General features: G+C 71.7%; 19 protein-coding genes. 15 read left to right on the plus strand and 4 right to left on the minus strand.

From position 1 onward, the window contains the following. Positions 1 to 15: 15 nt before the first annotated feature. The 5 genes from rimI (at position 16) to ACFQS1_RS06805 (ending at position 5,337) form a co-directional block, all read left to right on the plus strand. Positions 16 to 450, plus strand: a complete 435-nt coding sequence (gene rimI / locus ACFQS1_RS06785) for a ribosomal protein S18-alanine N-acetyltransferase (protein ID WP_378965425.1) — start codon at positions 16 to 18, stop codon at positions 448 to 450. Continuing rightward, the gene (gene tsaD / locus ACFQS1_RS06790) at positions 443 to 1,495 is read left to right on the plus strand and encodes a tRNA (adenosine(37)-N6)-threonylcarbamoyltransferase complex transferase subunit TsaD (protein WP_378965253.1); all 1,053 of its coding nucleotides are present in this window, start codon (positions 443 to 445) and stop codon (positions 1,493 to 1,495) included. The genes rimI and tsaD overlap by 8 nt, the downstream gene beginning before the upstream one ends. Before the next feature lie 9 nt (positions 1,496 to 1,504). Beyond that, positions 1,505 to 1,759, plus strand: a complete 255-nt coding sequence (locus ACFQS1_RS06795; RefSeq protein WP_378965254.1) for a hypothetical protein — start codon at positions 1,505 to 1,507, stop codon at positions 1,757 to 1,759. An 84-nt stretch (positions 1,760 to 1,843) separates the two neighbouring features. Next, a complete protein-coding gene (locus ACFQS1_RS06800; RefSeq protein ID WP_378965255.1) occupies positions 1,844 to 3,538 on the plus strand; it encodes an ABC transporter ATP-binding protein in 1,695 nt (564 codons plus the stop codon). Next, entirely contained in the window at positions 3,535 to 5,337 is a 1,803-nt protein-coding gene (locus tag ACFQS1_RS06805; RefSeq protein WP_378965257.1) for an ABC transporter ATP-binding protein, read from the plus strand. Before ACFQS1_RS06800 ends, ACFQS1_RS06805 begins: the two co-directional genes overlap by 4 nt. A 114-nt stretch (positions 5,338 to 5,451) precedes the next feature. Here ACFQS1_RS06805 and groL read toward each other — a convergent pair whose 3' ends face one another. Together groL and groES are read right to left on the minus strand one after the other, a co-directional pair. After that, a complete protein-coding gene (gene groL / locus ACFQS1_RS06810; protein WP_378965258.1) occupies positions 5,452 to 7,104 on the minus strand; it encodes a chaperonin GroEL in 1,653 nt (550 codons plus the stop codon). A 70-nt stretch (positions 7,105 to 7,174) separates the two neighbouring features. Beyond that, positions 7,175 to 7,489, minus strand: a complete 315-nt coding sequence (groES, locus tag ACFQS1_RS06815; protein ID WP_084297906.1) for a co-chaperone GroES — start codon at positions 7,487 to 7,489, stop codon at positions 7,175 to 7,177. 226 nt (positions 7,490 to 7,715) lie between these two features. Here groES and ACFQS1_RS06820 point away from each other — a divergent pair, with 226 nt between their 5' ends. From ACFQS1_RS06820 to ACFQS1_RS06860, 9 genes are all read left to right on the plus strand, one after another. After that, on the plus strand, positions 7,716 to 8,891 hold the full coding sequence (locus tag ACFQS1_RS06820) for a class I SAM-dependent methyltransferase (protein ID WP_378965259.1): 1,176 nt from the start codon (positions 7,716 to 7,718) through the stop codon (positions 8,889 to 8,891). Positions 8,892 to 8,923: 32 nt separating this feature from the next. Further along, positions 8,924 to 9,409, plus strand: a complete 486-nt coding sequence (gene ybaK / locus ACFQS1_RS06825; protein WP_378965261.1) for a Cys-tRNA(Pro) deacylase — start codon at positions 8,924 to 8,926, stop codon at positions 9,407 to 9,409. 368 nt (positions 9,410 to 9,777) lie between these two features. After that, positions 9,778 to 10,881, plus strand: coding sequence for a sugar ABC transporter substrate-binding protein (locus ACFQS1_RS06830; RefSeq protein ID WP_378965262.1), 1,104 nt, complete (start codon positions 9,778 to 9,780; stop codon positions 10,879 to 10,881). Between the two features lie 155 nt (positions 10,882 to 11,036). Beyond that, a complete protein-coding gene (locus ACFQS1_RS06835; protein WP_378965263.1) occupies positions 11,037 to 11,852 on the plus strand; it encodes an ATP-binding cassette domain-containing protein in 816 nt (271 codons plus the stop codon). Continuing rightward, a complete protein-coding gene (locus tag ACFQS1_RS06840; RefSeq protein WP_378965264.1) occupies positions 11,849 to 13,105 on the plus strand; it encodes a sugar ABC transporter permease in 1,257 nt (418 codons plus the stop codon). Before ACFQS1_RS06835 ends, ACFQS1_RS06840 begins: the two co-directional genes overlap by 4 nt. Before the next feature lie 31 nt (positions 13,106 to 13,136). After that, on the plus strand, positions 13,137 to 14,321 hold the full coding sequence (locus tag ACFQS1_RS06845; RefSeq protein ID WP_378965265.1) for an ROK family protein: 1,185 nt from the start codon (positions 13,137 to 13,139) through the stop codon (positions 14,319 to 14,321). A gap of 54 nt (positions 14,322 to 14,375) precedes the next feature. Further along, positions 14,376 to 15,329 (plus strand): hypothetical protein, encoded by a 954-nt coding sequence (locus ACFQS1_RS06850; RefSeq protein WP_378965267.1) that lies wholly within the window; start codon positions 14,376 to 14,378, stop codon positions 15,327 to 15,329. Then, positions 15,326 to 17,059: a M16 family metallopeptidase gene (locus ACFQS1_RS06855; RefSeq protein ID WP_378965268.1), complete on the plus strand. Its 1,734-nt coding sequence runs from the start codon at positions 15,326 to 15,328 to the stop codon at positions 17,057 to 17,059. The genes ACFQS1_RS06850 and ACFQS1_RS06855 overlap by 4 nt, the downstream gene beginning before the upstream one ends. A gap of 69 nt (positions 17,060 to 17,128) precedes the next feature. After that, positions 17,129 to 18,757 (plus strand): molybdopterin-dependent oxidoreductase, encoded by a 1,629-nt coding sequence (locus ACFQS1_RS06860; protein WP_378965269.1) that lies wholly within the window; start codon positions 17,129 to 17,131, stop codon positions 18,755 to 18,757. 168 nt (positions 18,758 to 18,925) lie between these two features. Here ACFQS1_RS06860 and ACFQS1_RS06865 read toward each other — a convergent pair whose 3' ends face one another. Further along, positions 18,926 to 19,315, minus strand: coding sequence for a WhiB family transcriptional regulator (locus ACFQS1_RS06865; RefSeq protein WP_097322711.1), 390 nt, complete (start codon positions 19,313 to 19,315; stop codon positions 18,926 to 18,928). A 210-nt stretch (positions 19,316 to 19,525) separates the two neighbouring features. Between ACFQS1_RS06865 and ACFQS1_RS06870 the strand changes: the two genes are divergently transcribed. Beyond that, a complete protein-coding gene (locus tag ACFQS1_RS06870; RefSeq protein WP_378965270.1) occupies positions 19,526 to 20,377 on the plus strand; it encodes a response regulator transcription factor in 852 nt (283 codons plus the stop codon). A 139-nt stretch (positions 20,378 to 20,516) separates the two neighbouring features. On the opposite strand, the gene ACFQS1_RS06875 is transcribed toward ACFQS1_RS06870, so the two are convergent. After that, positions 20,517 to 20,909: a DUF5319 domain-containing protein gene (locus tag ACFQS1_RS06875; protein WP_378965271.1), complete on the minus strand. Its 393-nt coding sequence runs from the start codon at positions 20,907 to 20,909 to the stop codon at positions 20,517 to 20,519. Positions 20,910 to 20,962 lie beyond the last annotated feature (53 nt).

Below are 20,962 nucleotides of genomic sequence, written 5' to 3' on the forward strand. Positions count from 1 at the left end.
GTGGGTGACGGCCGGGTGCGCATCGAACGCTTTCGGTGGTGGCACATCGCCCAGGTGCTGCCGATCGAGGAAGACCTGTTCGGCGTCGAGAAATGGTCGTCGGCGATGTTCTGGAACGAACTGGCCCAGCGCAACTTCTACCTGGTCGCGCTCGACGGCGAGCAGGTGCTCGGCTACGCCGGTCTCTCGGTGACCGCCGACGAGTCCTGGGTGCAGAACATCGCCGTCCGCCGCACCGCCCAGCGCGGCGGCGTCGGGCGCGCCATGCTCGAGGCGTTGCTGGCCGAGGCCGCGCGGCGCGGCGTCAAGCAGACGCTGCTGGAGGTCGCCGTCGACAACGCGCCGGCCCAGCGGCTGTACGCCATGTACGACTTCGAGCCGGTCGCGATCCGGCGCGGCTATTACCAACCGAGCAACACCGACGCCCTGGTGATGATGCGCAATGCCTGACGAGCCCCTGGTCCTCGGGATCGAGACCTCCTGCGACGAGACCGGCGTGGGCATCGTGCGCGGCCACACCCTGCTCGCCGACGCGCTGGCGTCCAGTGTGGAGCAGCATGCCCGGTTCGGCGGGGTGGTGCCCGAGGTCGCCAGCCGCGCCCACCTCGAGGCGATCGTGCCGACCATGCGGCGCGCGCTCGACGAGGCCGAGGTCACCCTGGCCGACATCGACGCGATCGCGGTGACCAGCGGTCCCGGGCTCGCCGGTGCGCTGCTGGTCGGGGTCGCCGCCGCGAAGGGGTACGCGCTGGCGGCCGACAAGCCCCTCTACGGCGTCAACCATCTCGCCGCGCACGTGGCGGTGGACACTTTGGAGCACGGTCCGCTGCCCGAGCCCGCGGTCGCGATGCTGGTCTCCGGCGGGCACTCGTCGCTGCTGCTGGTCGACGACCTGACCAACGGCGTGACCCCGCTCGGTGCCACCATCGACGACGCGGCCGGCGAGGCGTTCGACAAGGTCGCGCGCCTGCTCGGGCTGGGCTTCCCGGGCGGCCCGGTGATCGACCGGCGGGCGCGCGAGGGCGATCCGGCCGCGATCGCGTTCCCTCGTGGACTGACCGCGCCCAAAGACCTTGCGGCGCACCGCTTCGACTTCTCCTTCTCCGGCCTCAAGACCGCGGTCGCGCGCTGGGTCGAGGCGCGCGAGCGCGATGGCGAGCCGGTGCCGGTGGCCGACGTGTCGGCGAGCTTCCAGGAGGCGGTCTGCGACGTGCTGACCGCCAAGGCGATCGACGCGTGCCGGGCCCACGGCGTGGAAACCCTGATCATCGGGGGTGGGGTGGCGGCCAATTCACGGTTGCGCACCCTGGCGGAGCAAAAGGCGGAAAAGCACGGGATTCGCGTACGCGTTCCGCGCCCCCAGTTGTGCACGGACAACGGCGCGATGGTCGCCGCCCTCGGCTCGCGGCTGGTGGCGGCCGGCGTCGCGCCGTCGCGTCTCGATCTGCCCGCCGATTCCTCGATGGCATTGACCTCGGTCAGCGTGGCGGGGTAGGAAGCCAGCATGATCGCGCGGATGTGGGAGGTGCGGGCCCTCGGCAGCGGCTTCGACGAGCTGCTGACCTGGGTCTGCGACGTGGCGGTGCCCCGGATCGAGGTCCTGCCGCAGCACGTGTCGAGCGAGGTGTACTCGTCGACCGACCACCGCATTGTGGTCATCTCGAAATGGCGCAGCACCCCGGAGAGCCTGCCCGCGCCGCCGGCCAAGTTGGTGGCCCGCGCACCGCACGTGTGGGACTTCAGTCCGGTCGATCGGTAGCACCGATCGGACCGGCCCGAGGCCGGGCGCCGGTAGGAAACGGGTCGCAAACTGTCAGACCCCGTCCGTAACGTCGGGGACCTGATGCGCGCGCTGCCCGACGCCGACCCCGGCGTACCCGACGGCCGGTCCGCCACCCACTTCCTGGGCTGGCTGGTCCGGCGCTTCAAGCTGACCGTCGCCGCCGCCATCGTGCTGGCCGTCGTCTGGATGCTCTGCCAGGCCGTCGTGCCCGCCATCATCGGCCGGGCCATCGACGCCGCGACCCGGCGCGACGAGCACGACCTGCTGCTCTGGTGTCTCGTGCTGCTCGCCGCCGGCGCCGGCCAGGCGATCGCGGGCGTGTCCCGGCACCGGTTCGCGGTGGTCAACTTCGTGGGCGCCATGTTCGTCACCGTCCAGATCACCGTGCGGCAGGCCGCCCGGCTCGGCTCGGCGCTGTCCCGGCGGCTCGACACCGGCGAGGTGGTGGCCATCGGCACCGCCGACATCCGGGCGCTCGGCGCTGCCGTCGACATCACCGCCCGCGGCACCGGCTCGCTGGTCGCGGTCGTCACGGTGACAGTCATCCTGCTGTACACCTCGGTGCCGCTCGGCCTCGTCGTGGTGCTCGGCGTGCCGATCCTGATGGCCGTCGTCGGCCTGCTGATCAAGCCGCTGCACCACCGGCAGCAGGTCACCCGCGAGCAGCAGGGCCTGCTCACCGGCCGGGCCGCCGACCTGGTGGGCGGCCTGCGGGTGCTGCGCGGCGTGGGCGGCGAGGCGGTGATGGCCGAGCGCTATCGCGCCGAGTCGCAGTCGCTGCGGGCGGCCGGGGTCCGCACCGCGCGGGTCGAGTCCCTGCTCGAGGCCGCCCAGGTGCTGCTGCCCGGCGTCTTCCTGGTGCTGGTCACCTGGCTGGGCGCACACTTCGCGCTGAGCGGCCGGATCACGGTGGGGCAGCTGGTCTCCTTCTACGCGTACGCGGCCTTCCTGGTCGCCCCGCTGCGGCAGCTCACCGAGACGCTCGACAAGATCACTCGCGGCCACGTGGCGGGCCGCCGGGTCGTGGCCATGCTCGGCGCCGTCACCGACCTGCCCGACCCGTCCGCGCCGCTACGGCCCGAGCGGCTGGCCGGCGACCTCGCCGACCCACGGTCCGGTGTGGTCATCCACCCCGGCGAGATCACCGCGATCGTGGCGACCGCGCCCGCCGAGGCCGCGGAGATCGCCGACCGCCTGGGTCGCTACGCCGAGGGCGGCACGGCCGGCGGCCGGCCGCTCGGGGAGTTCGCGATGGCCACGGTCCGCGAGCGGATCCTGGTGGCCGACAACGACGCCCGCCTGTTCACCGGCCGGCTGCGCGACGATCTCGACCCGCACGACCGCGGCTCGCTGCCCGCCGCGCTGCACACGGCGGCCGCGACCGACATCGTCGAGGCGCTGCCCGACGGGCTCGACAGCGAGGTGGCCGAGCGCGGCCGGTCCTTCTCCGGCGGGCAACAGCAGCGGCTGCGCCTGGCCCGGGCGCTGGTGGCCGACCCCGATACGCTGATCCTGGTCGAGCCGACCAGCGCGGTCGACGCGCACACCGAGGCGCGCATCGCCGAGCGGCTGATCACCGCCCGGGCCGGCCGCACCACGGTGATCTGCACGTCCAGCCCGCTGGTCCTCGACCGGGTCGACCGGGTCTGCTTCGTCGAGCGCGGCCGGCTGGCCGCCACCGGCACCCACCACGCCCTGCTCGACCGCGAGCCCCGCTATGCCCGCACGGTGCTGCGAGACGAAGGCCCGGCATGAGCGCGCTGTTGCCGGTCGCCGACAACTCGCAGGTGCGGCGGTACGTCCGCGAGCTGTTCCGGCGCTATCCGCGGGTGCTCTGGGGCGCGGTCACGCTGCACGTCCTCGCCGCGATCGCCGGCCTGGCCGGGCCACGCCTGCTGGGCGAGCTGGTCGAGGGCATCCAGCACGGCCGGGGCGCGGGCCTCGTCGACCGGCTCGCGGCGCTGATCGCCGGCTTCGTGGTGCTTCAGGCGGTGCTGACCCGGTTTGCATACCTGTCTTCCGCCCAGCTCGGCGAGCGGGTCCTGGCCGGCCTGCGCGAGGAGTTCGTCGAGCGGGTGCTCGCCCTGCCGCTGTCCACGGTGGAGCGGGCGGGCAGCGGTGACCTGCTGACCCGGACGACCCGGGACGTGGACGCGATGTCGCGCTGCGTGCGGCTCGCGGTGCCCGAGACGATGATCGCGGTCATCACGATCCTGCTGGTGGTGGGCGCGCTCGCCGTGGTCACCCCGCTGCTCGCGCTGCCGCTGCTGACCGCGGTCCCGATCCTGTGGGCCGGCACCCGGTGGTATCTGCGGCGGTCCCCGGCGGCCTATCTGAAGCAGAACGCCGAGTATTCGATGGTGACCGACGGCCTCGCCGAGACCGTCGAAGGCGCCCGCACGGTCGACGCGCTGCGCCGCCGGCGCCGCCGGATCGAGCGCACCGACGCCGACCTGCGCCGCACCTGGCTGGCCGAGAAATACACGCTGTTCCTGCGCACCGTCTGGTTCCCCGCGGTCGAGGTCGGTTACGTGCTGCCGGTGGTGTCGACGCTGCTGGTCGGCGGGCTGCTCTATCTGCACGACTCGGTCACTCTCGGCCAGCTCACCGCCGCGGTCGTCTACGTCCAGCTGCTGATCGATCCGCTCGACCGGCTGCTCGGCTGGCTCGACGAGCTGCAGGTGGGCACCGCGTCGCTGGCCCGCCTGCTCGGCGTCGCGGCGGACGAGCCGCCGGTCGCGGCCGCGGCGGCGCGGCCGGATGGGACCCGCATCGAGGTCCGTGACGTGCATTTCGCGTACGTGCCGGGGCGCGAGGTCCTGCACGGGATCGACCTGACGCTGGAGCCGGGGGAGCGGCTCGCGATCGTCGGCCCGTCCGGGGCGGGCAAGTCGACGCTCGGCCGGCTGCTGGCCGGGGTGCACGAGCCCACCGGCGGGACGATCACGGTGGGCGGCACACCGCTCCGCGATCTGCCGCTCGACCAGCTGCGCGCCGAGGTGGCGCTGGTCAGCCAGGAGCATCACGTCTTCATCGGCTCGGTGTCGGACAACGTGGCGATGGTGCGTCCCGACGCCGGCGCGGAGCGGGTGCGATCGGCGCTGGCGGCGGTGGACGCGCTCGACTGGGCGCTGGCGCTGCCCGACGGATTGGCGACAACGGTCGGCGCCGGCGGTCATCCGCTGTCGGCGGCGCAGGCGCAGCAGATCGCGCTGGCCCGGCTGGTCCTGGCCGGCCCGCACACTCTGGTGCTCGACGAGGCCACGTCGCTGCTCGACCCGCGAGCGGCGCGCGACCTGGAACGGTCGCTGGCCGCGGTGCTGCACGGGCGCACCGTGGTGGCGATCGCGCACCGGCTCTTCTCGGCACACGACGCCGACCGGGTCGCCGTCGTCGAGGACGGCCGGATCACCGAGCTGGGCTCGCACGACGAACTGGTCGCGGCGAACGGCCCGTATGCGTCGCTGTGGCGTTCCTGGCACGGCGAGCGCACCCCGGAGGACACCGACGAGCCCTTGGCCGACACGGTCGGCGTCACCCCGCTGACGCCGTGATCGTCGCGCCGAGGCTGAACGCCCAGCGGCGAGGGTGACGCGCCGCGCCAGGGTGGGGTGGGGACGCGAAAAGGGCGCGCCGGCCGGCGCGCCCTTTATCGGTGGAACGAACGATCAGAAGCCCGGGCCGTGCTGGTGGCTGTGGCCACCGTGGCTGTGCCCGTGCCCGCCGCCGCTGGCGGCCGGCTCCGGCTCGGCCGGCTTGTCGACCACGAGGCTTTCCGTGGTCAGCAGCAGGCCGGCGATCGACACGGCGTTGGAGACCGCGTTGCGGGTCACCTTCACCGGGTCGATGATGCCGGACGCGGCCAGGTCGACGTACTCGTCGGTGGCCGCGTTGAGGCCGTGGCCCCAGCCCAGCTCGTCGACCTTGCCCACCACGACGTAGCCGTCGTGGCCGGCGTTCTGCGCGATCCAGCGCAGCGGCTCGACCAGCGCCTTGCGCACGATGCCGACGCCGATCGCCTCCTCGCCGGTCAGGCCGAGGCCGCCGTCGAGATCCTTGGCGACCTGCGCGAGGGCGGCGCCGCCGCCGGGGACGGTGCCCTCCTCGACGGCCGCCCGGGTCGCCGAGATGGCGTCCTCGATGCGGTGCTTGCGCTCCTTCATCTCGACCTCGGTGGCCGCGCCGACCTTGATCACCGCGATGCCGCCGGAGAGCTTCGCCAGCCGCTCGGCCAGCTTCTCCTTGTCCCAGTCGGAGTCGGACGCCTCGATCTCCTTGCGGATCTGCGCGACCCGGTCGGCAACCTCGGACGTCTTGCCGCCACCGTCGACGATGGTGGTGTTCTCCTTGTCGACCACGATGCGCCGGGCCCGGCCCAGCATGTCGAGGGTGACCTGGTCGAGCTTGTAGCCGAGCTCCGGCGCGATCAGCTCGCCGCCGGTGGCGATCGCCATGTCCTGCAGCATCGCCTTGCGCCGGTCGCCGAAGCCGGGCGCCTTCACCGCGGCGACCTTGACGGTCTTGCGGATCGAGTTGACCACCAGGGTGGACAGGGCCTGGCCCTCGACGTCCTCCGCGATGATCAGCAGCGGCTTGCCGGACTGCAGCACCTGCTCCAGCAGCGGGAGGAGCTCCTCGATGCTGGCGATCTTCTGCGTGGTGATCAGGATGTACGCGTCCTCGAGGACGGCCTCCTGCGACTCGGCGTCGGTCACGAAGTTCGGCGAGATGAAGCCCTTGTCGAACTGCAGACCCTCGGTGACCTCGAGCTCGGTCAGCATCGCCGAGCCCTCCTCGACGGTGATGACGCCGTCGCGGCCGACCCGGTCCATCGCCTCGGCGATCAGCTCGCCGATGGTGGCGTCCTGGGCCGAGATGGTGGCGACGTTGGCGATCGCCTTGTGGTCGTCGACCTCCACCGCCTTGGCCAGCAGCGCCTTGGAGACGGCCTCGGCCGCCTGATCCATGCCGCGCTTGAGGCCGAGCGGGTTGGCGCCGGCGGTCACGTTGCGCAGGCCCTCGCGGACCAGCGCCTGGGCGAGAACGGTCGCCGTGGTGGTCCCGTCGCCGGCGACGTCGTTGGTCTTCGTCGCCACCTCCTTGACCAGCTGGGCGCCGAGGTTCTGGTACGGGTCGGTGAGCTCGATCTCCTTGGCGATGGTGACGCCGTCGTTGGTGATCGTGGGCGCGCCGAACTTCTTGTCCAGGACGACGTTGCGCCCACGCGGGCCGAGCGTGACCTTGACCGTGTCGGCGAGCGTGTTGACGCCGTGCTCCAGCAGGTGCCGCGCGTCGTCAGAGAAGCTGAGAATCTTCGCCATGTATAGGTCCCTTCACGCGCCACCGCCCTGACCCGGAAGCCGGGCCAGGGCGGCGAGCACTGTCAGTAGGTCACTTCTCGATGACCGCGAGGACGTCGCGGGCGGAGAGCACCAGGTACTCCTCGCCGGCGTACTTGACCTCGGTGCCGCCGTACTTCGAGTAGAGAACCGTGTCGCCCACCTGGACGTCGATCGGGACGCGGTTGCCCTTGTCGTCGATGCGGCCCGGGCCGACAGCGAGGACGGTGCCCTCCTGCGGCTTCTCCTTGGCGGTGTCGGGGATCACGATGCCCGACGCCGTGGTGGTCTCAGCCTCGTTCGCCTGGACCACGATGCGGTCCTCGAGCGGCTTGATCGCAACCTTGGTCGCGGTAGTCACGGGCATACCCTCCTGGGTACAGGTTTGCCGGCCATGAACCAGGCCGGTCTCATGCCTCATGCCACCGGGCGGGGCCGTCGTCGCGGGTGCCGGTCCGCCTGGTGCCTAACCGTCCGCCATGAGGGCGTCCGGTTGGCACCCTCATGTTGAGAGTGCTAACCGCGAGGTTATGCCGGAACTAGCACTCCGTCAACCAGAGTGCCAGTCTCGGCACGCCGGGGAGAATGCCTTCGTGACTCCGGAACTCCTGGCCCGCCTCCATACCCCCGAAGGGGTGAACGCCCTGGCCACCGCCGCGGCTGTGGATCATGGCGATCCGCTGGCGGCGGCGTCGGCGCTGAGGTCGACGGGCGTCGATCCGGAGCTCGCCGCCGCCGCGCTCACTCAGGTGGAGCTGCGTCGCAAGGCCACCGCGAAGTTCGGCGAGCGGGCCGCGCGGATGTTCTTCACCCGTCCCGGGCTCGAGCAGGCGACGCGAGCGGTGGTGGCGGAGCGCCGGGCGGCGCGCCTCGCGGCCGCCGGGGTCCGGACCATGGCCGATCTGGGGTGCGGCCTGGGCTCGGACGCGCTGGCGGCGGCAAGTGCCGGGATTTTCGTGTACGCCGTGGACGCCGACCCGCTGACCGCCGGGGTCGCCGCCGCCAACGTGCGCGCCCTCGGCCTCGACGATCGGATCACGGTCGACTGCGCGGACGCCACCTCGGTCCGGGTCGAGGACTACGACGCGGTCTTCGCCGACCCCGCGCGGCGCCGGGCGGGCCGCGGCCGGGTGTTCGACCCCGGCTCGTACTCGCCGCCGTGGGACTTCGTCGCCGGGCTCGCCGAGCGGGTGCCGCGCACGGTGCTCAAGCTGGCGCCCGGCATCGACCACGCCCTGCTGCCGCCGGGCGCCGAGGGCGAGTGGGTGAGCGTCGACGGTGACCTGGTCGAGGCCGCCTTCTGGTGCGGCCCGCTGGCCGAGGTCCCCCGCCGCGCCACGCTGCTGGGCTCCCGCAGGGGCGGGATCACCGGCAGCGGCCTGGCGAAGGCATCGGTGGGCCCGGTGGGCCGCTACGTCTACGACCCCGATCCGGCCGTCGTGCGCTCGCACCTGGTCGCCGAGTTCGCGGCGAGCGTCGGGGGTCGCCTCGCCGATCGCGAGATCGCCTACGTGTACGCCGACGAGCCCGCCGACACCGCGTTCGGCCGCCGCCTGGAGATAACCGATGTGCTGCAGTTCTCTTTGAAACGGCTGCGTGCCCTGCTGCGCGAGCGCGGCGTCGGCCGCCTCGAGATCCGCAAGCGCGGCTCCGCCCTCGAGCCCGATCAACTCCGCCGTGACCTGCGCCTCTCCGGGCCCGAGGCGGCGTCGATGGTGCTGACCCGGGTGGCCGGCGCGCCCACCGCGCTGCTCTGCCGCCCGATCTGAGCCCGATCTGAGCAGGAGTACGTTCCTGGGCTATGGCCAAGAAGCCCGCGGCCGGCACCCCGGCGACCGCCGTGCTCAGCGACCAGCAGGTCGAGCACACCCTGCACCCCTACGACGTCTCCCCGGACGCGCCCAACTACGGCGCGCTCGTGGCGCGGGCGCTGGGGATCGGGCCCGAGCGGGTCTTCAAGACCCTCATCGCCGAGGTCGACGGCGGGCTGGTCGTCGGCGTCGTGCCGGTCACCGGCGACCTCGATCTCAAAGCCCTCGCCGGCGCGGCCGGCGGCAAGCGGGCCGTGCTCGCCGAGCGGGCCGCGGCCGAGCGCAGCAGCGGTTACGTCCGGGGCGGCATCAGCCCGCTCGGTCAGCGCAAGAAGCTGCCGACGGTGGTGGACTCGTCGGCGCTCGCGCTGGACCGCATGTTCGTCTCGGCGGGCCGCCGCGGTCTTCAGGTGGGCCTGGCGCCGCGCGATCTGATCCGGCTGACCGGCGCTGTTACCGCCGCAATCAGGGCATAAAACTCGATCGGTGCCAAGCCGTTACGACAACGTTACTGACCTCGGGGATCTTTATCCCGAGATCGGACGAGAACAGGCATGGGAGTGACTTAGCGTCACCATGTGAGCGACCTTAGGCGATCGTCCGGGGCAGTCCTCCGGCCATCGGCAGGGCCCGATTACCCGTGTCACCGCCGTGTTGCCGGATTGTTATGCCGGGTTATGAGATCGCCGGGGCGCACGGCTTGTGCGACGGGGCGCAACGGGAATACGTTGCCGGGCACAACAAACTAGCTCCTGATCACTCGGCGTCTCGGGGAGCGACACTCCCGCAGCGCACACCATCGAATCCGATCGAAGGCCCGGATTTACCCGAAAGGACACAAGGAATGCGTAAGGGACTGTTCGCCCTTGCCGCGGTCGGCCTCCTGGCGACCGGCAGCATGGCCGCCTGTGGCGACGACAACGGCGATTCCGGTAGCGGCGGCGACAGCGGCTCGTCCACCGGCAAGGTAGGCGTCATCCTCCCCGACACCAAGAGCTCGGCTCGATGGGCGACCGCGGACCTGAAGTACCTCACGGACGCCTTCAAGGCGGCCGGTGTGCAGGCCGACATCCAGAACGCGCAGGGTGACAAGACCCAGTTCCAGACCATCGCCGACGGCATGATCTCGAGCGGCGTCAAGGTCCTCATCATCGTCAACCTGGACTCCGGCACCGGCAAGGCCGTGCTGGACAAGGCCAAGGCCGCCGGTATCGCGACGATCGACTACGACCGCCTCACCCTCAACGGTGGCGCGGACTACTACGTGTCGTTCGACAACGTGAAGGTCGGCGAGCTGCAGGGCCAGGGCCTGGTCGACTGTCTCAAGGCCAAGAACTACACCAAGCCGGTCGTCGCCGAGCTCAACGGCTCCCCGACCGACAACAACGCCACCCTGTTCGCCCAGGGCTACGACTCGGTGCTCAACCCGCTGTACGCCGACGGCACCCTGGTCAAGGGCCCGAACCAGTCCGTTCCGGACTGGGACAACGCGCAGGGCGGCACGATCTTCGAGCAGATGCTGACCCAGAAGAAGGACATCAAGGGCGTCCTCGCGGCGAACGACGGCCTCGGCAACGCGGTCATCTCGGTTCTGAAGAAGAACAAGCTCAACGGCCAGGTCCCGGTGACCGGCCAGGACGCTACCGTTCAGGGTCTGCAGAACATCCTCGCCGGCGACCAGTGCATGACGGTCTACAAGGCGATCAAGCAGGAGGCCGACGCGGCCTCCGAGCTGGCCATCGCGATCGCCAAGGGCCAGAAGCCGACCACGGCCACCGGCAAGGTCACCGACCCGGAGTCGAAGAAGGACGTCGCCTCGGTGCTGCTGACCCCGCAGGCCATCACCAAGGAGAACGTGAAGGACGTCATCGCTGACGGCTTCGTCACCAAGGCGGAGGTCTGCACCGCCGAGTTCGCCAAGGCGTGCACGGACGCGGGCATCAGCTGACCCGAGTTGTGACGGGCTAGTCCCGAACGGCTGACGACGGCGCCGCTCACTCCCGGGGCACCGGGGGTGGGCGGCGCCGGAGTTGGGTCACCCCCACCCTTCTCGCCTGTGGCGGAGCCACGACGAAACCGGTCACTTAGCGAAGGAGAACCAGCGTGGCCGCGACACCCCTTCTGGAGCTCAGCGGGATCGACAAGAGCTTCGGTCCCGTTCAGGTCCTGCATGACGTCGGCCTGAGCGTCTACCCCGGCGAGGTCACGGCTCTCGTCGGCGACAACGGCGCCGGCAAGTCGACGCTGGTCAAGTGCGTCAGCGGTATCTACACGATCGACTCGGGCACGATCACCTTCGAGGGCAACCCGGTGGCGATCCACAGCCCGCGCGACGCTTCCGCGCTCGGCATCGAGGTCGTCTATCAGGACCTCGCCCTCTGCGACAACCTCGACATCGTCCAGAACATGTTCCTCGGCCGGGAGAAGAAGCGCGGCATCGTCCTCGACGAGCCCACCATGGAACAGATGGCCGGCGACACGCTCGCGAGCCTCTCGGTCCGCACGGTCAAGTCGCTCCGGCAGCTCGTGGCCAGCCTCTCCGGTGGCCAGCGGCAGACCGTGGCGATCGCCAAGGCGGTGCTCTGGAACAGCCGCATCGTGATCCTCGACGAGCCCACCGCCGCGCTCGGCGTCGCGCAGACCGCCCAGGTGCTGGAGCTGGTCCGCCGCCTCGCGGACAACGGCCTCGGGGTCGTGCTGATCTCGCACAACATGAACGACGTCTTCGCGGTGTCCGACCGGATCGCGGCACTCTACCTGGGCCGGATGGCCGCCCAGGTCAAGGCCACGGACGTGACCCACTCCCAGGTCGTGGAGCTGATCACCGCCGGACGCAGCGGCAACATCGGCCTGCCCCCCGAGAAGCCGTCCGAGTTCAACGGCGACGTCGTCGACATCACGCCCGGAGGCGACCAGTGAGCACCACCACGACCACCACGGCCGGCGGCGTCAAGGTCGTCAAGCCGACCGTCTCGAGTCACATCCACGATTACTGGGGCCGTGTCCGCGGCGGTGACCTCGGCAGTCTGCCGGCCGTCCTGGGCCTGATCATTCTCTGCCTGATCTTCGGCGTCGCCCGGGACACGTTCTTCAGCTCGCTGAACTTCGCGAACCTGTTCTCGCAGGGCGCGCAGTACGTCTTCATCGCGATGGGCCTGGTCTTCGTCCTGCTGCTGGGCGAGATCGACCTCTCCGCCGGCTTCGCCTCCGGCGTCTGCGGCGCGATCATGGCGATCCTGCTGACCAATCACGACTGGCCGTGGTACGGCGCCATCCCCGCTGCCATGGTCACCGGCATCGTGATCGGCTTCGTGCTCGGCTTCCTGGTCGCGAAGTTCGGCATCCCGTCCTTCGTGGTCACCCTCGCCGCGTTCCTCGCCTTCCAGGGCATCCTGCTGAAGCTGCTCGGCGGCGGCAAGAACATCTCGATCAACGACACGTTCGTGCTCAAGCTGGCCAACGGCAACCTGTCGGTGGCCATCAGCTGGATCCTCACCATCATCGCGATCGTCGGCTACGCCGCGGCCCAGCTCAACCAGGTCCGCAGCCGCGCCGCCCGCAACCTGGTGACCGATCCGATCGGGATCGTGGCGATGCGGATCGCCGGCCTCGCGATCGTGCTGCTCGTCGCCACCGCGCTGCTCACCCAGGAGCGCTCGATCAACCCGGTGCTCAACTCGGTGAAGGGCGTGCCGATCGTCGCCCCGATCATCGCGGTCTTCCTGGTCATCTGGACGTTCATCCTCAGCCGCACCACCTACGGCCGGCACGTCTACGCGGTCGGCGGCAACACCGAGGCGGCCCGCCGGGCCGGTATCCCGGTCGACCGGATCCGCATCTCGGTTTTCGTGATCGGCTCGTTCATGGCCTCGGTCGGTGGCATCCTCGCCGTCAGCCGGGCCAACTCGGTCGACCCGAACACCGGCGGCAGCAACATCCTGCTGTACTCGGTGGGCGCGGCGGTCATCGGCGGCACCAGCCTCTTCGGCGGCAAGGGCAAGGCGATCAACGCGGTCATCGGTGGCGCGGTGATCACCGTGATCGACAACGGCATGGGCCTGATGGGCTACTCGTCCGGCACCAAGTACATCGTGACCGGCCTGATCCTGCTGATCGCCGCCAGCGTCGATGCCCTCGCGCGGCGCAGAGCGGCGTCCACCGGAAACCGGTGAACGACATCCTGGGTGCGGGGACGGCACGCTGATGCGGGCCGGCCCCAGCCAGGAGGAGGTTCGCCGGCACAACCTCGGGACGCTGCTGCGATACGTGCACGTGCACGGCGCGACGTCCCGGGCGGAACTGACCAGCCGGCTCGGCCTCAACCGCAGCACCATCGGGGCCCTGACCGCCGAGCTGACCACCGCAGGGCTGGTCAGCGAGGCGGCGCCGCGGGAGACCGTCGGCCGGGCCGGGCGACCGTCGCTGGTCGTCCGGCCCGAGTCGGCCAAGGTCTATGCGTACGCCCTGAGCATCGAGGTCGACCGCCTGCGCGCGGCCCGGGTCGGCCTCGGCGGACAGATCCTGGACCGCCGGGAGACCGACCGGCCGCGCGGCATGCAGGTGCTGGACGCGGTGCAGCCCCTGTCGAGCTTCGTGCACGAGATGCGGGCCGCGGTTTCCGGCGACGCCCGCTACATCGGCACCGGCGTGGCGGTCGCCGGCATGGTCCGGCGCCAGGACGGCATGGTGCGGCTCGCGCCCACGATCGGCTGGGTCGAGGAGCCGGTCGGCGCCGCGCTGCGCGCCGAGCTCGGCGACGCCGGCCAGCTCACGGTGGGCAACCACGCCGACGTGTCGGCGCTGGTCGAGCACAGCCGGGGCGCCGCGGCCGGCTGCGACAACGTTGTCTATCTCTACGGCGACGTCGGCGTCGGCGCCGGCATCATCGCCGACGGCCGCCGGGTGGCCGGCCACGGTGGATACGGCGGCGAGGTCGGCCACATGGTGGTCAACCCGTACGGCCGGGAGTGCAGCTGCGGCTCGCGCGGCTGCTGGGAGACCGAGATCGGCGAGTTCGCGCTGCTCAAGCACGCCGGTCGCAGCGACCAATGCGGTCGCGAGGCGGTGCTCGGCGTGGTGGACGCCGCCATGCGCGGCGACAGCCAGGCCCAGTTCGCCGTGCGCCAGGTCGGCGAGTGGATCGGCTTCGGCGTGGGCAACCTCATGAACATCTTCAACCCGGAGGCCGTCATCTTCGGCGGCACGCTCCGGGATGTCTACCTGGTGGCGGCCGCGCAGATCCGCAGCCGCCTGAACGCCATCGCGCTGCCGGCCTGTCGCGAGCACATCCGCCTGCGCACCCCCGAGCTCGGCTACGACGCGGCCCTGATCGGCGCCGCCGAGCTGGCGTTCGAGCACCTCCTCGAAGATCCCATGCTGCTGGCCTGAAACCCGCCGGAAACCCGCCCGGAAGGCGGACGGCGGGACCCGTGGAGATCATCTATGCTCCGCGCCGTGGCGGTGAACGGCAACGTCGTGCTCGATCCGGGATGGATCTATCCCGAGGTGGCCGAGCTGCGAAAAGCACTCGCCGGGTGGAGCTGGCCGGACGCGCGGGCGGTGCTCGACCGGGTCGAGCCGGCGGAGCGGACCGAGCTCATCCGCATCGGGGCCGAGCGCTTCGACCTGGCCGGTTTCCTGCACGGGGTGCTGGCCAAGGACCCGGCCGACGCCGCGGCCGCGGCGATGCTCGGTGCGCATTTCACCGAGGTCGGCTGGCGCATCCGCACCCGGCGGCCGGCGCAGTTCGTGAGCCGGGAGCAATTCGCCGAGTTCCACGGCTGGCTGTGCAAGGCCGAGCAGGTGCTGATCGAGGCGGCCGCCCGCCATCCCGAGGACCCGGCGGTCTGGGTGTGCCGGCTGCCCACCGCGCGGGGGCTGTCCCTCGGCGGCCCCGAGGCGCGCCGCCGGTACGACCGGCTCGCCGCGACCGATCCGCACCATGTGCCGGGCCAGGTGCAGCTCCTGCAAGAGCTGTGCCCGAAGTGGACCGGCAACTGGGACGAGCTGCACGCGTTCGCCCGCGAGGCGATGCTGGCCGCGCCGCCCGGCTCGCACGCCGGGTCGCTGGTCGCGGAGGCCCACATCGAGCACTGGACCGATCTGCCCGAGCCCGACGACCAGCAGTACCTTGCCGACCGGCAGGCCGAGCTCGTCGAGGCCGCGCAGCGATCGATCTGGCACGCCGACTTCCGCCGCACGATCGGCTGGGTGCGGGCGGCCGGCGTTTTCGCCATGGCGTTCAGCCTGGCCGGCGACCTGCGATCGGCCGACGCGGCGTTCGCGCTGCTGGGGAACTTCGGCAGCGAACGACCGTGGGACTACCTGGGCGACCCGCACACGGTGATCCCGGCGCGGCGGGCCGAAGCCCGGCGGACCGTGGAAGACGCCCGATGATCAAGCAGTTCGAGAGCGACGGCGTACCCGTGCTGCTGGCGCCCGCCACCGGGCCCAGCCATGCCGGCCTGGTCTTCCGGGTCGGCATCGCGGACGAGCCGCTGGCCCGCCGCGGCATCACCCACCTGGTCGAGCACCTGGCGCTGCACTCGGTCGGGGTCGCCGACTACCACTACAACGGCGCCACCGGGGTCGAGTTCACCTACTTCCACATGCGAGGCGCCGAGAAGGACGTGGCGACATTCCTCAACGGAGTGTGCGCCGCGCTGCGGGATCTGCCGATGCGGCGGCTGGCGGCGGAGCGCGACTTGCTCCAGGCCGAGGCGAACGGCCGTACGCCCGGGGTGGCCGAGCCGCTGGCCCTGTGGCGGCACGGCGGGCGCGACTATGGCACCGTCGCCTACCCCGAGTGGGGTCTGCCCGCGATCACCGAAGATGACCTCCGCGCCTGGGTGGCCCGCTACTTCACCCGGGAGAACGTCGTGCTGTGGGTGGCCGGCGACGCCCTGCCCGCCGACCTGCGGCTGGACCTGCCCGCGGGCGCCCGCCGCCCCGCGCCGGCGCCATCCTCGGCGCTGCCCGGCACGCCGGCGTTCTTTCCCGGCTCGCCCGGCCTCGTGGCCTGGGACGCGATGGTGCCGCGCTCCACCGCCGCCGGCGTCTTCGCCGCGGTGCTCGAGCGGGTCCTCTTCCGCGAACTGCGTCAGGAGGCCGGCCTGTCCTACATCGCCAAGACCGACTACCAGCCGGTCGGCGCCGACTCCGCCGTGATCACCGCGATCGCCGACGCCCTGCCCGAGAAGCACGGCGCGGTCCTCGGCGGATTCGTCGACGTGCTGGCCGCGTTGCGGTTCGGCCGGATCGACCCGGCCGACGTCGCCGCGGTGGTCAACCAGCGAGCCGAGGCGCTGCGGCACGGGGAGGAGTCCGCGGCGCGCCTGCCCGCCCAGGCGTTCGCCCTGCTCAGCGGCCGCCCGGTGGAGGACGTCGAGGATGCGCTCGCGGCCGCCCGGGCGGTCACCGTCGCGGACGTGGCCGACGTGGCCGCGGCGGCCTGGGACTCCGGCCTGCTGATGGCGCCGGAGCCCGCCGACTGGGCCGGCTTCGCCGCGGCTCCGCTCGCCTCGGCGTCCGCGGTGACCGGCACGGCGTACGCCTCGCTCGAGGACTCCGGCGAACGGCTGGTGGTCGGTCCCGACGGGGTCACCGCGACGGCCGGCGGCACCCTGACGACCGTGCGGTTCGACGACTGCGTCCTGGTGCGGGCCTGGCCCGACGGGGCGCGCCAGCTCTTCGGCGCCGACGGCACCGCGATCCGGGTCGAGCCCACCCTGTCGGCGAACGGCCCGCAGGCGGTGGCGGCCATCGACGCGCGGGTCGGCCCGGAGATCCGGGTCGGCCAGCCACCCCGCGAGCCGGGCTCGATCCCCCGGCCGCGACCCCGGCCGGTCCCGCCCGCCGGGCTTCAGGCCGCCGCCATCCGGGTGCAGAAGGTGCTTACCGGCTTCCGCCGGGCGAGCACCCGGACGCAACTTTCGCTGCTCCTCAAAGTGCTGGGCAGCTTGCTGTTCGCCGGCGGGGTGGCGATCTCGGCGGTCGCCCTGGCGCGCGGCGACAGCGGAGCCGCGGCCGGCATCCTCTTCCTCGGTGGCCTCGGCGCCTACTTCGCCCACCAGGTCTGGACCGGGCTCGGCGTGCTCCGCCGGCTCGCGGATGCCGAAGAGCCGTAGCCGGAGCGAAATTCTTACCGGCCGATGACGAAAGTCGTCGGCGGTCCGTTCGCGCGGCACGATGATGAGGTGAATCTTTTGGTGCGCGCCGGGCTCTCCGGCGTGGCGGCGGCCGGGGCGGCCGTGGGCGTCGCCGAGGTGGTCGCGGTCTGGACCGGGCCGCTGTCGGCGCCGCTGCTGGCGGTGGGCGGGGTCGTGGTCGATCACGTGCCGGCGCCGGTGAAGGACTTCGGCGTGCAGGTGTTCGGCGTGCACGACAAGACCGCGTTGATCACCGGCACCGCGATTCTGCTGGCGATTTACGCGTACGGGGTGGGCGTGGTCGCGCTGCGCTCGTGGCGGTGGGCGCTGGCCGGGATCGGGCTGTTCGCGGCGATCGGGGTGGCGGCGGCGGTGACCCGGCACGACGCCGGTGCGCTGGCGGCCGTGCCGACGCTGGTCGGGGCCGGGCTGGCGGTCTGGGTGCTGCGCTATCTGCTGGACCTGGCGGGCGCGGACCTCGCCTCGGCGCCACCGGCCCGGATGGTCGAACCGGCCCGGGTCGGCGCCGGCCCGGCGGCGGGAGACGGCCCGGACCACGACGGCGCCGTCGCCCCGCGCCGGGGAGCGTCACCCGGCCCGTACCGCAAAATTGATCCCGAAAGCCGGCGGCGCTTCCTCAAAGCGTGCGGGATCACGGCCGGCGCCGCTCTGGTCGCGGGTGTCGGCGGACGGCTGCTCACCTCGCGCAAGGCCGTGACCGCGGCGCGCAAGGAAGTCGTTCTGCCGGCGGCGCGGCAGACCGCGCCGCCGCTGCCGGCCGGTGTGCAGGCGCCGGGGGCGACGCCCTACATCTCGCCCAACAAGGACTTCTATCGGATCGACACGGCGCTGTATCCGCCGCAGGTCGATCCGGCGACGTGGCAGTTGCGGATCCACGGGATGGTGCGCAATCCGATCACCATCACCTGGGACCAGCTGCTCCAGCGGCCGATGATCGAGCGGTACGTGACGCTGGCCTGCGTGTCGAACGAGGTGGGCGGTGATCTCATCGGCAACGCGCGGTGGCTGGGCACGCCGATCAATCAACTGCTCGAGGAGGCCGGTCCGCTGCCCGGCGCCGACCAGGTCGTGCAGCGGGCGGTGGACGGCTGGACCTGCGGCACGCCGACCGCGACGCTGCTCGACGGCCGGGACGCGCTGCTCGCGATCGGGATGAACGGCGAGCCGCTGCCGGTGAACCACGGCTTCCCGGTGCGGATGGTGGTGCCCGGCCTGTACGGCTACGTCAGCGCCTGCAAGTGGATCACCGAGATCGAGCTGTCGCGATTCGCGGACTTCGATGCCTACTGGGTGCCGCGCGGCTGGGCCCAGCAGGCGCCGATCAAGACCGAGTCGCGGATCGACACGCCGCGCGACGGGGCCGAGCGCTCGCCGGGCACCGTGGTGATCGCGGGCGTGGCCTGGGCCCAGCACGTCGGCATCAAACTGGTGGAGATCCAGATCGACGGCGGCGCGTGGGCCGAGGCCACGCTGGCGGCGACGGTCTCGAGCGACACCTGGCGGCAGTGGAGTTACTCCTGGCAGGCGACCGAGGGAAAGCACACTATCCGGGTACGCGCAACCGACAACTCCGGGTACACCCAGACCTCGACGCCCGCGGACCCGGCGCCGGACGGGGCGACGGGATGGCATTCCGTGCAGGTCAGCGTGGGCTAGTGCCATTGGTGCGCGGTCGCACTACCAGTGCGGCTCGGGAACGCAAGTCGCTCATACGGTGGCTTGTATGTCCACCGATGCGGTTGTTGAAGGGTCGCCGTACCGCGGTACCCAGCGGTCTCCGACCAGGTACCGGGTAGTCGGGGTAGTCTCCCGCGCCGGGCGGTCTCAGGCCGCCGGGGCCTGCCGCTGCGCCGGCACGGCCGACTTGTGGGGCCGGCCGAGGCGGGCCTCGAGACGAGCAAGGTCGACTCGTCCGTGATGACGGTCCGCGAGGTCTTCCCAGCCGACGGCGAGCAGCCGCAGCCGCTCCGCTTCGCTGAAGCCTCCCCAGACTCCATAGGGCTCGCGCACCGCAAGGGCGTGAGCGGCGCACTCCGCCCGCACCGGGCAGGCGCCACACATGGCCTTGGCCTTCGCCTCGCGGCGGTTGCGGGACGACCCGCGCTCGCCGTCGGGGTGGAAGAACTGCGCGCTGTCCCGGCCCCGGCAGAGGCCGAGGCGCTGCCAGTCCCAGAGGTCGGCGATGGGCCCGGGCAGCCTGCGAACGTTCGACATCAAACACCCTCCTCGATCATGAGGGGCCTTGCTCAGGCCTGGCCGGGTGTTACCCCGGTGATCCCCGGCTCACACACCGATCTTCGATGTGTTCGCGAGCCGCATGACATCGGTAGAGCAACTGATACCGATCTTTCCCATTTTTTCCATCTAAAGCGCGTAATGCTGCGGCCCTCGCGTGATCTCCTCTGAGAGAGAAGGAGGATCACTGTGCGTACCGTCCTCGTGTGCGTCCGTACCCCGCTGGCGGCCCAGACCGTCGCGTCCACCGCGGCCCGGCTCGGCATGACCGGCGTCGTCCGGACGGCGGTCAGCGAGACCGAGGCCATGATCCGACTGGCTGAACGGCCGGCCGAAGTGGTCCTCGCCGACACCGCCGTGACCCGTCCCGACAGCGTCGGGTTCACCCGGCGCGTCCTCGCCCGCTCCCCGCAGGCGCAGGTGGTGCTCTTCGGCGCCGAAGATCCGCGGGTCGCCGCGGCGGCCGTCTCGGCCGGCGCCCGCGGCGTCATCCGTGGCGTCGAGCACGACCTGGTCAGCGTCGTCGCCAAGGCGTTGCTGCTGCTCCTGCTGCCGGTGCGGCCGCAGGGCATGCCGATCAACGGAACGAACGCGCAGCCGGCGGGGGTCGCCGGCGGCGCGCGGAACAACAACTCACCAGCGGCGCGGGCCGCCGCCTATCAGAACGGCATGCCGATGGGGTCGCCGAACGCGGCGGCCGTGCCGGCCATGCTCCCGAACTCGCCGATGGTGCCCGCCCAGCGCGGCGACGCGCCGATCGACCCGGCCACCGGCCGGCCGATGGTGGCCTGGCCGGGCAACGAGACCCAGGTCGGCGTTGCCGACCCGGCGCCCTCGGGCCGGCGGCTCACGCTCACCGAGCGTGAGCTGCAGGTGCTGCGGGGGATGGCCGACGGCAAGAGCAACGCCGAGATCGGGCGCGAGCTCTTCGTCTCGGAGGACACCGTCAAGACCCACGCCCGCCGCTTGTTCCGCAAGCTCGGGGCGCGCGACCGCGCGCACGCGGTCGCCGCCGGCTTCCGCGCCGGATTAGTGGCTTAACTCGGTACCCGCGATCGCCCCGCTGATGAGCGGGCAGTCGGTTTTTCGTCGCCGCGGGGTTTGCGGCGCCGGAAATCGCCTGCCCGCTCATCAGCCCCGAAGGGGCGATCGCCCGCGGAGCGAAGCGGAGCCAGCCAGCTCAGTCGTCGGTCCCCTCCGTCAACGTGTCGTGTACGCCGTCGGCGTAACCCCTCGCGTACTCCCACGTCACGTAGTGATCGGGGTCCGGGTCGTACGCCGGCTCGTGCACCCGCGGCCGCCCGCTGGACAGCAGATGCCGCAGGTTGCCCCGGAGCAGATCCCAGTCGAAGTAGTGTGGCTCGTGGCAGTCCTCGCACTCGATGACCAGCCCTCGGATCCCCGTGGGACTCAGCAGCGCCTGGTAGATCTCCAGGTCGGAGAGGTCCTCGAGGACATCCTGCCGCTCCGCCTCGGTCAGCGGCTCGGTCTCGGCGTCGTCGCCGAGGTCCTCGAGCTCCGCCGCCGGGTCGGTGGGGTCGCCGTTGAACGGGTCGATGGGCTCATCCTGCACCCTCATACCGTACTCACCTCGGACGGAAGTGTGCTGGCCCGCACGTCCTGTCC

The organism is Paractinoplanes rhizophilus (assembly GCF_042664765.1).
Lineage (GTDB): Bacteria > Actinomycetota > Actinomycetes > Mycobacteriales > Micromonosporaceae > Actinoplanes > Actinoplanes rhizophilus.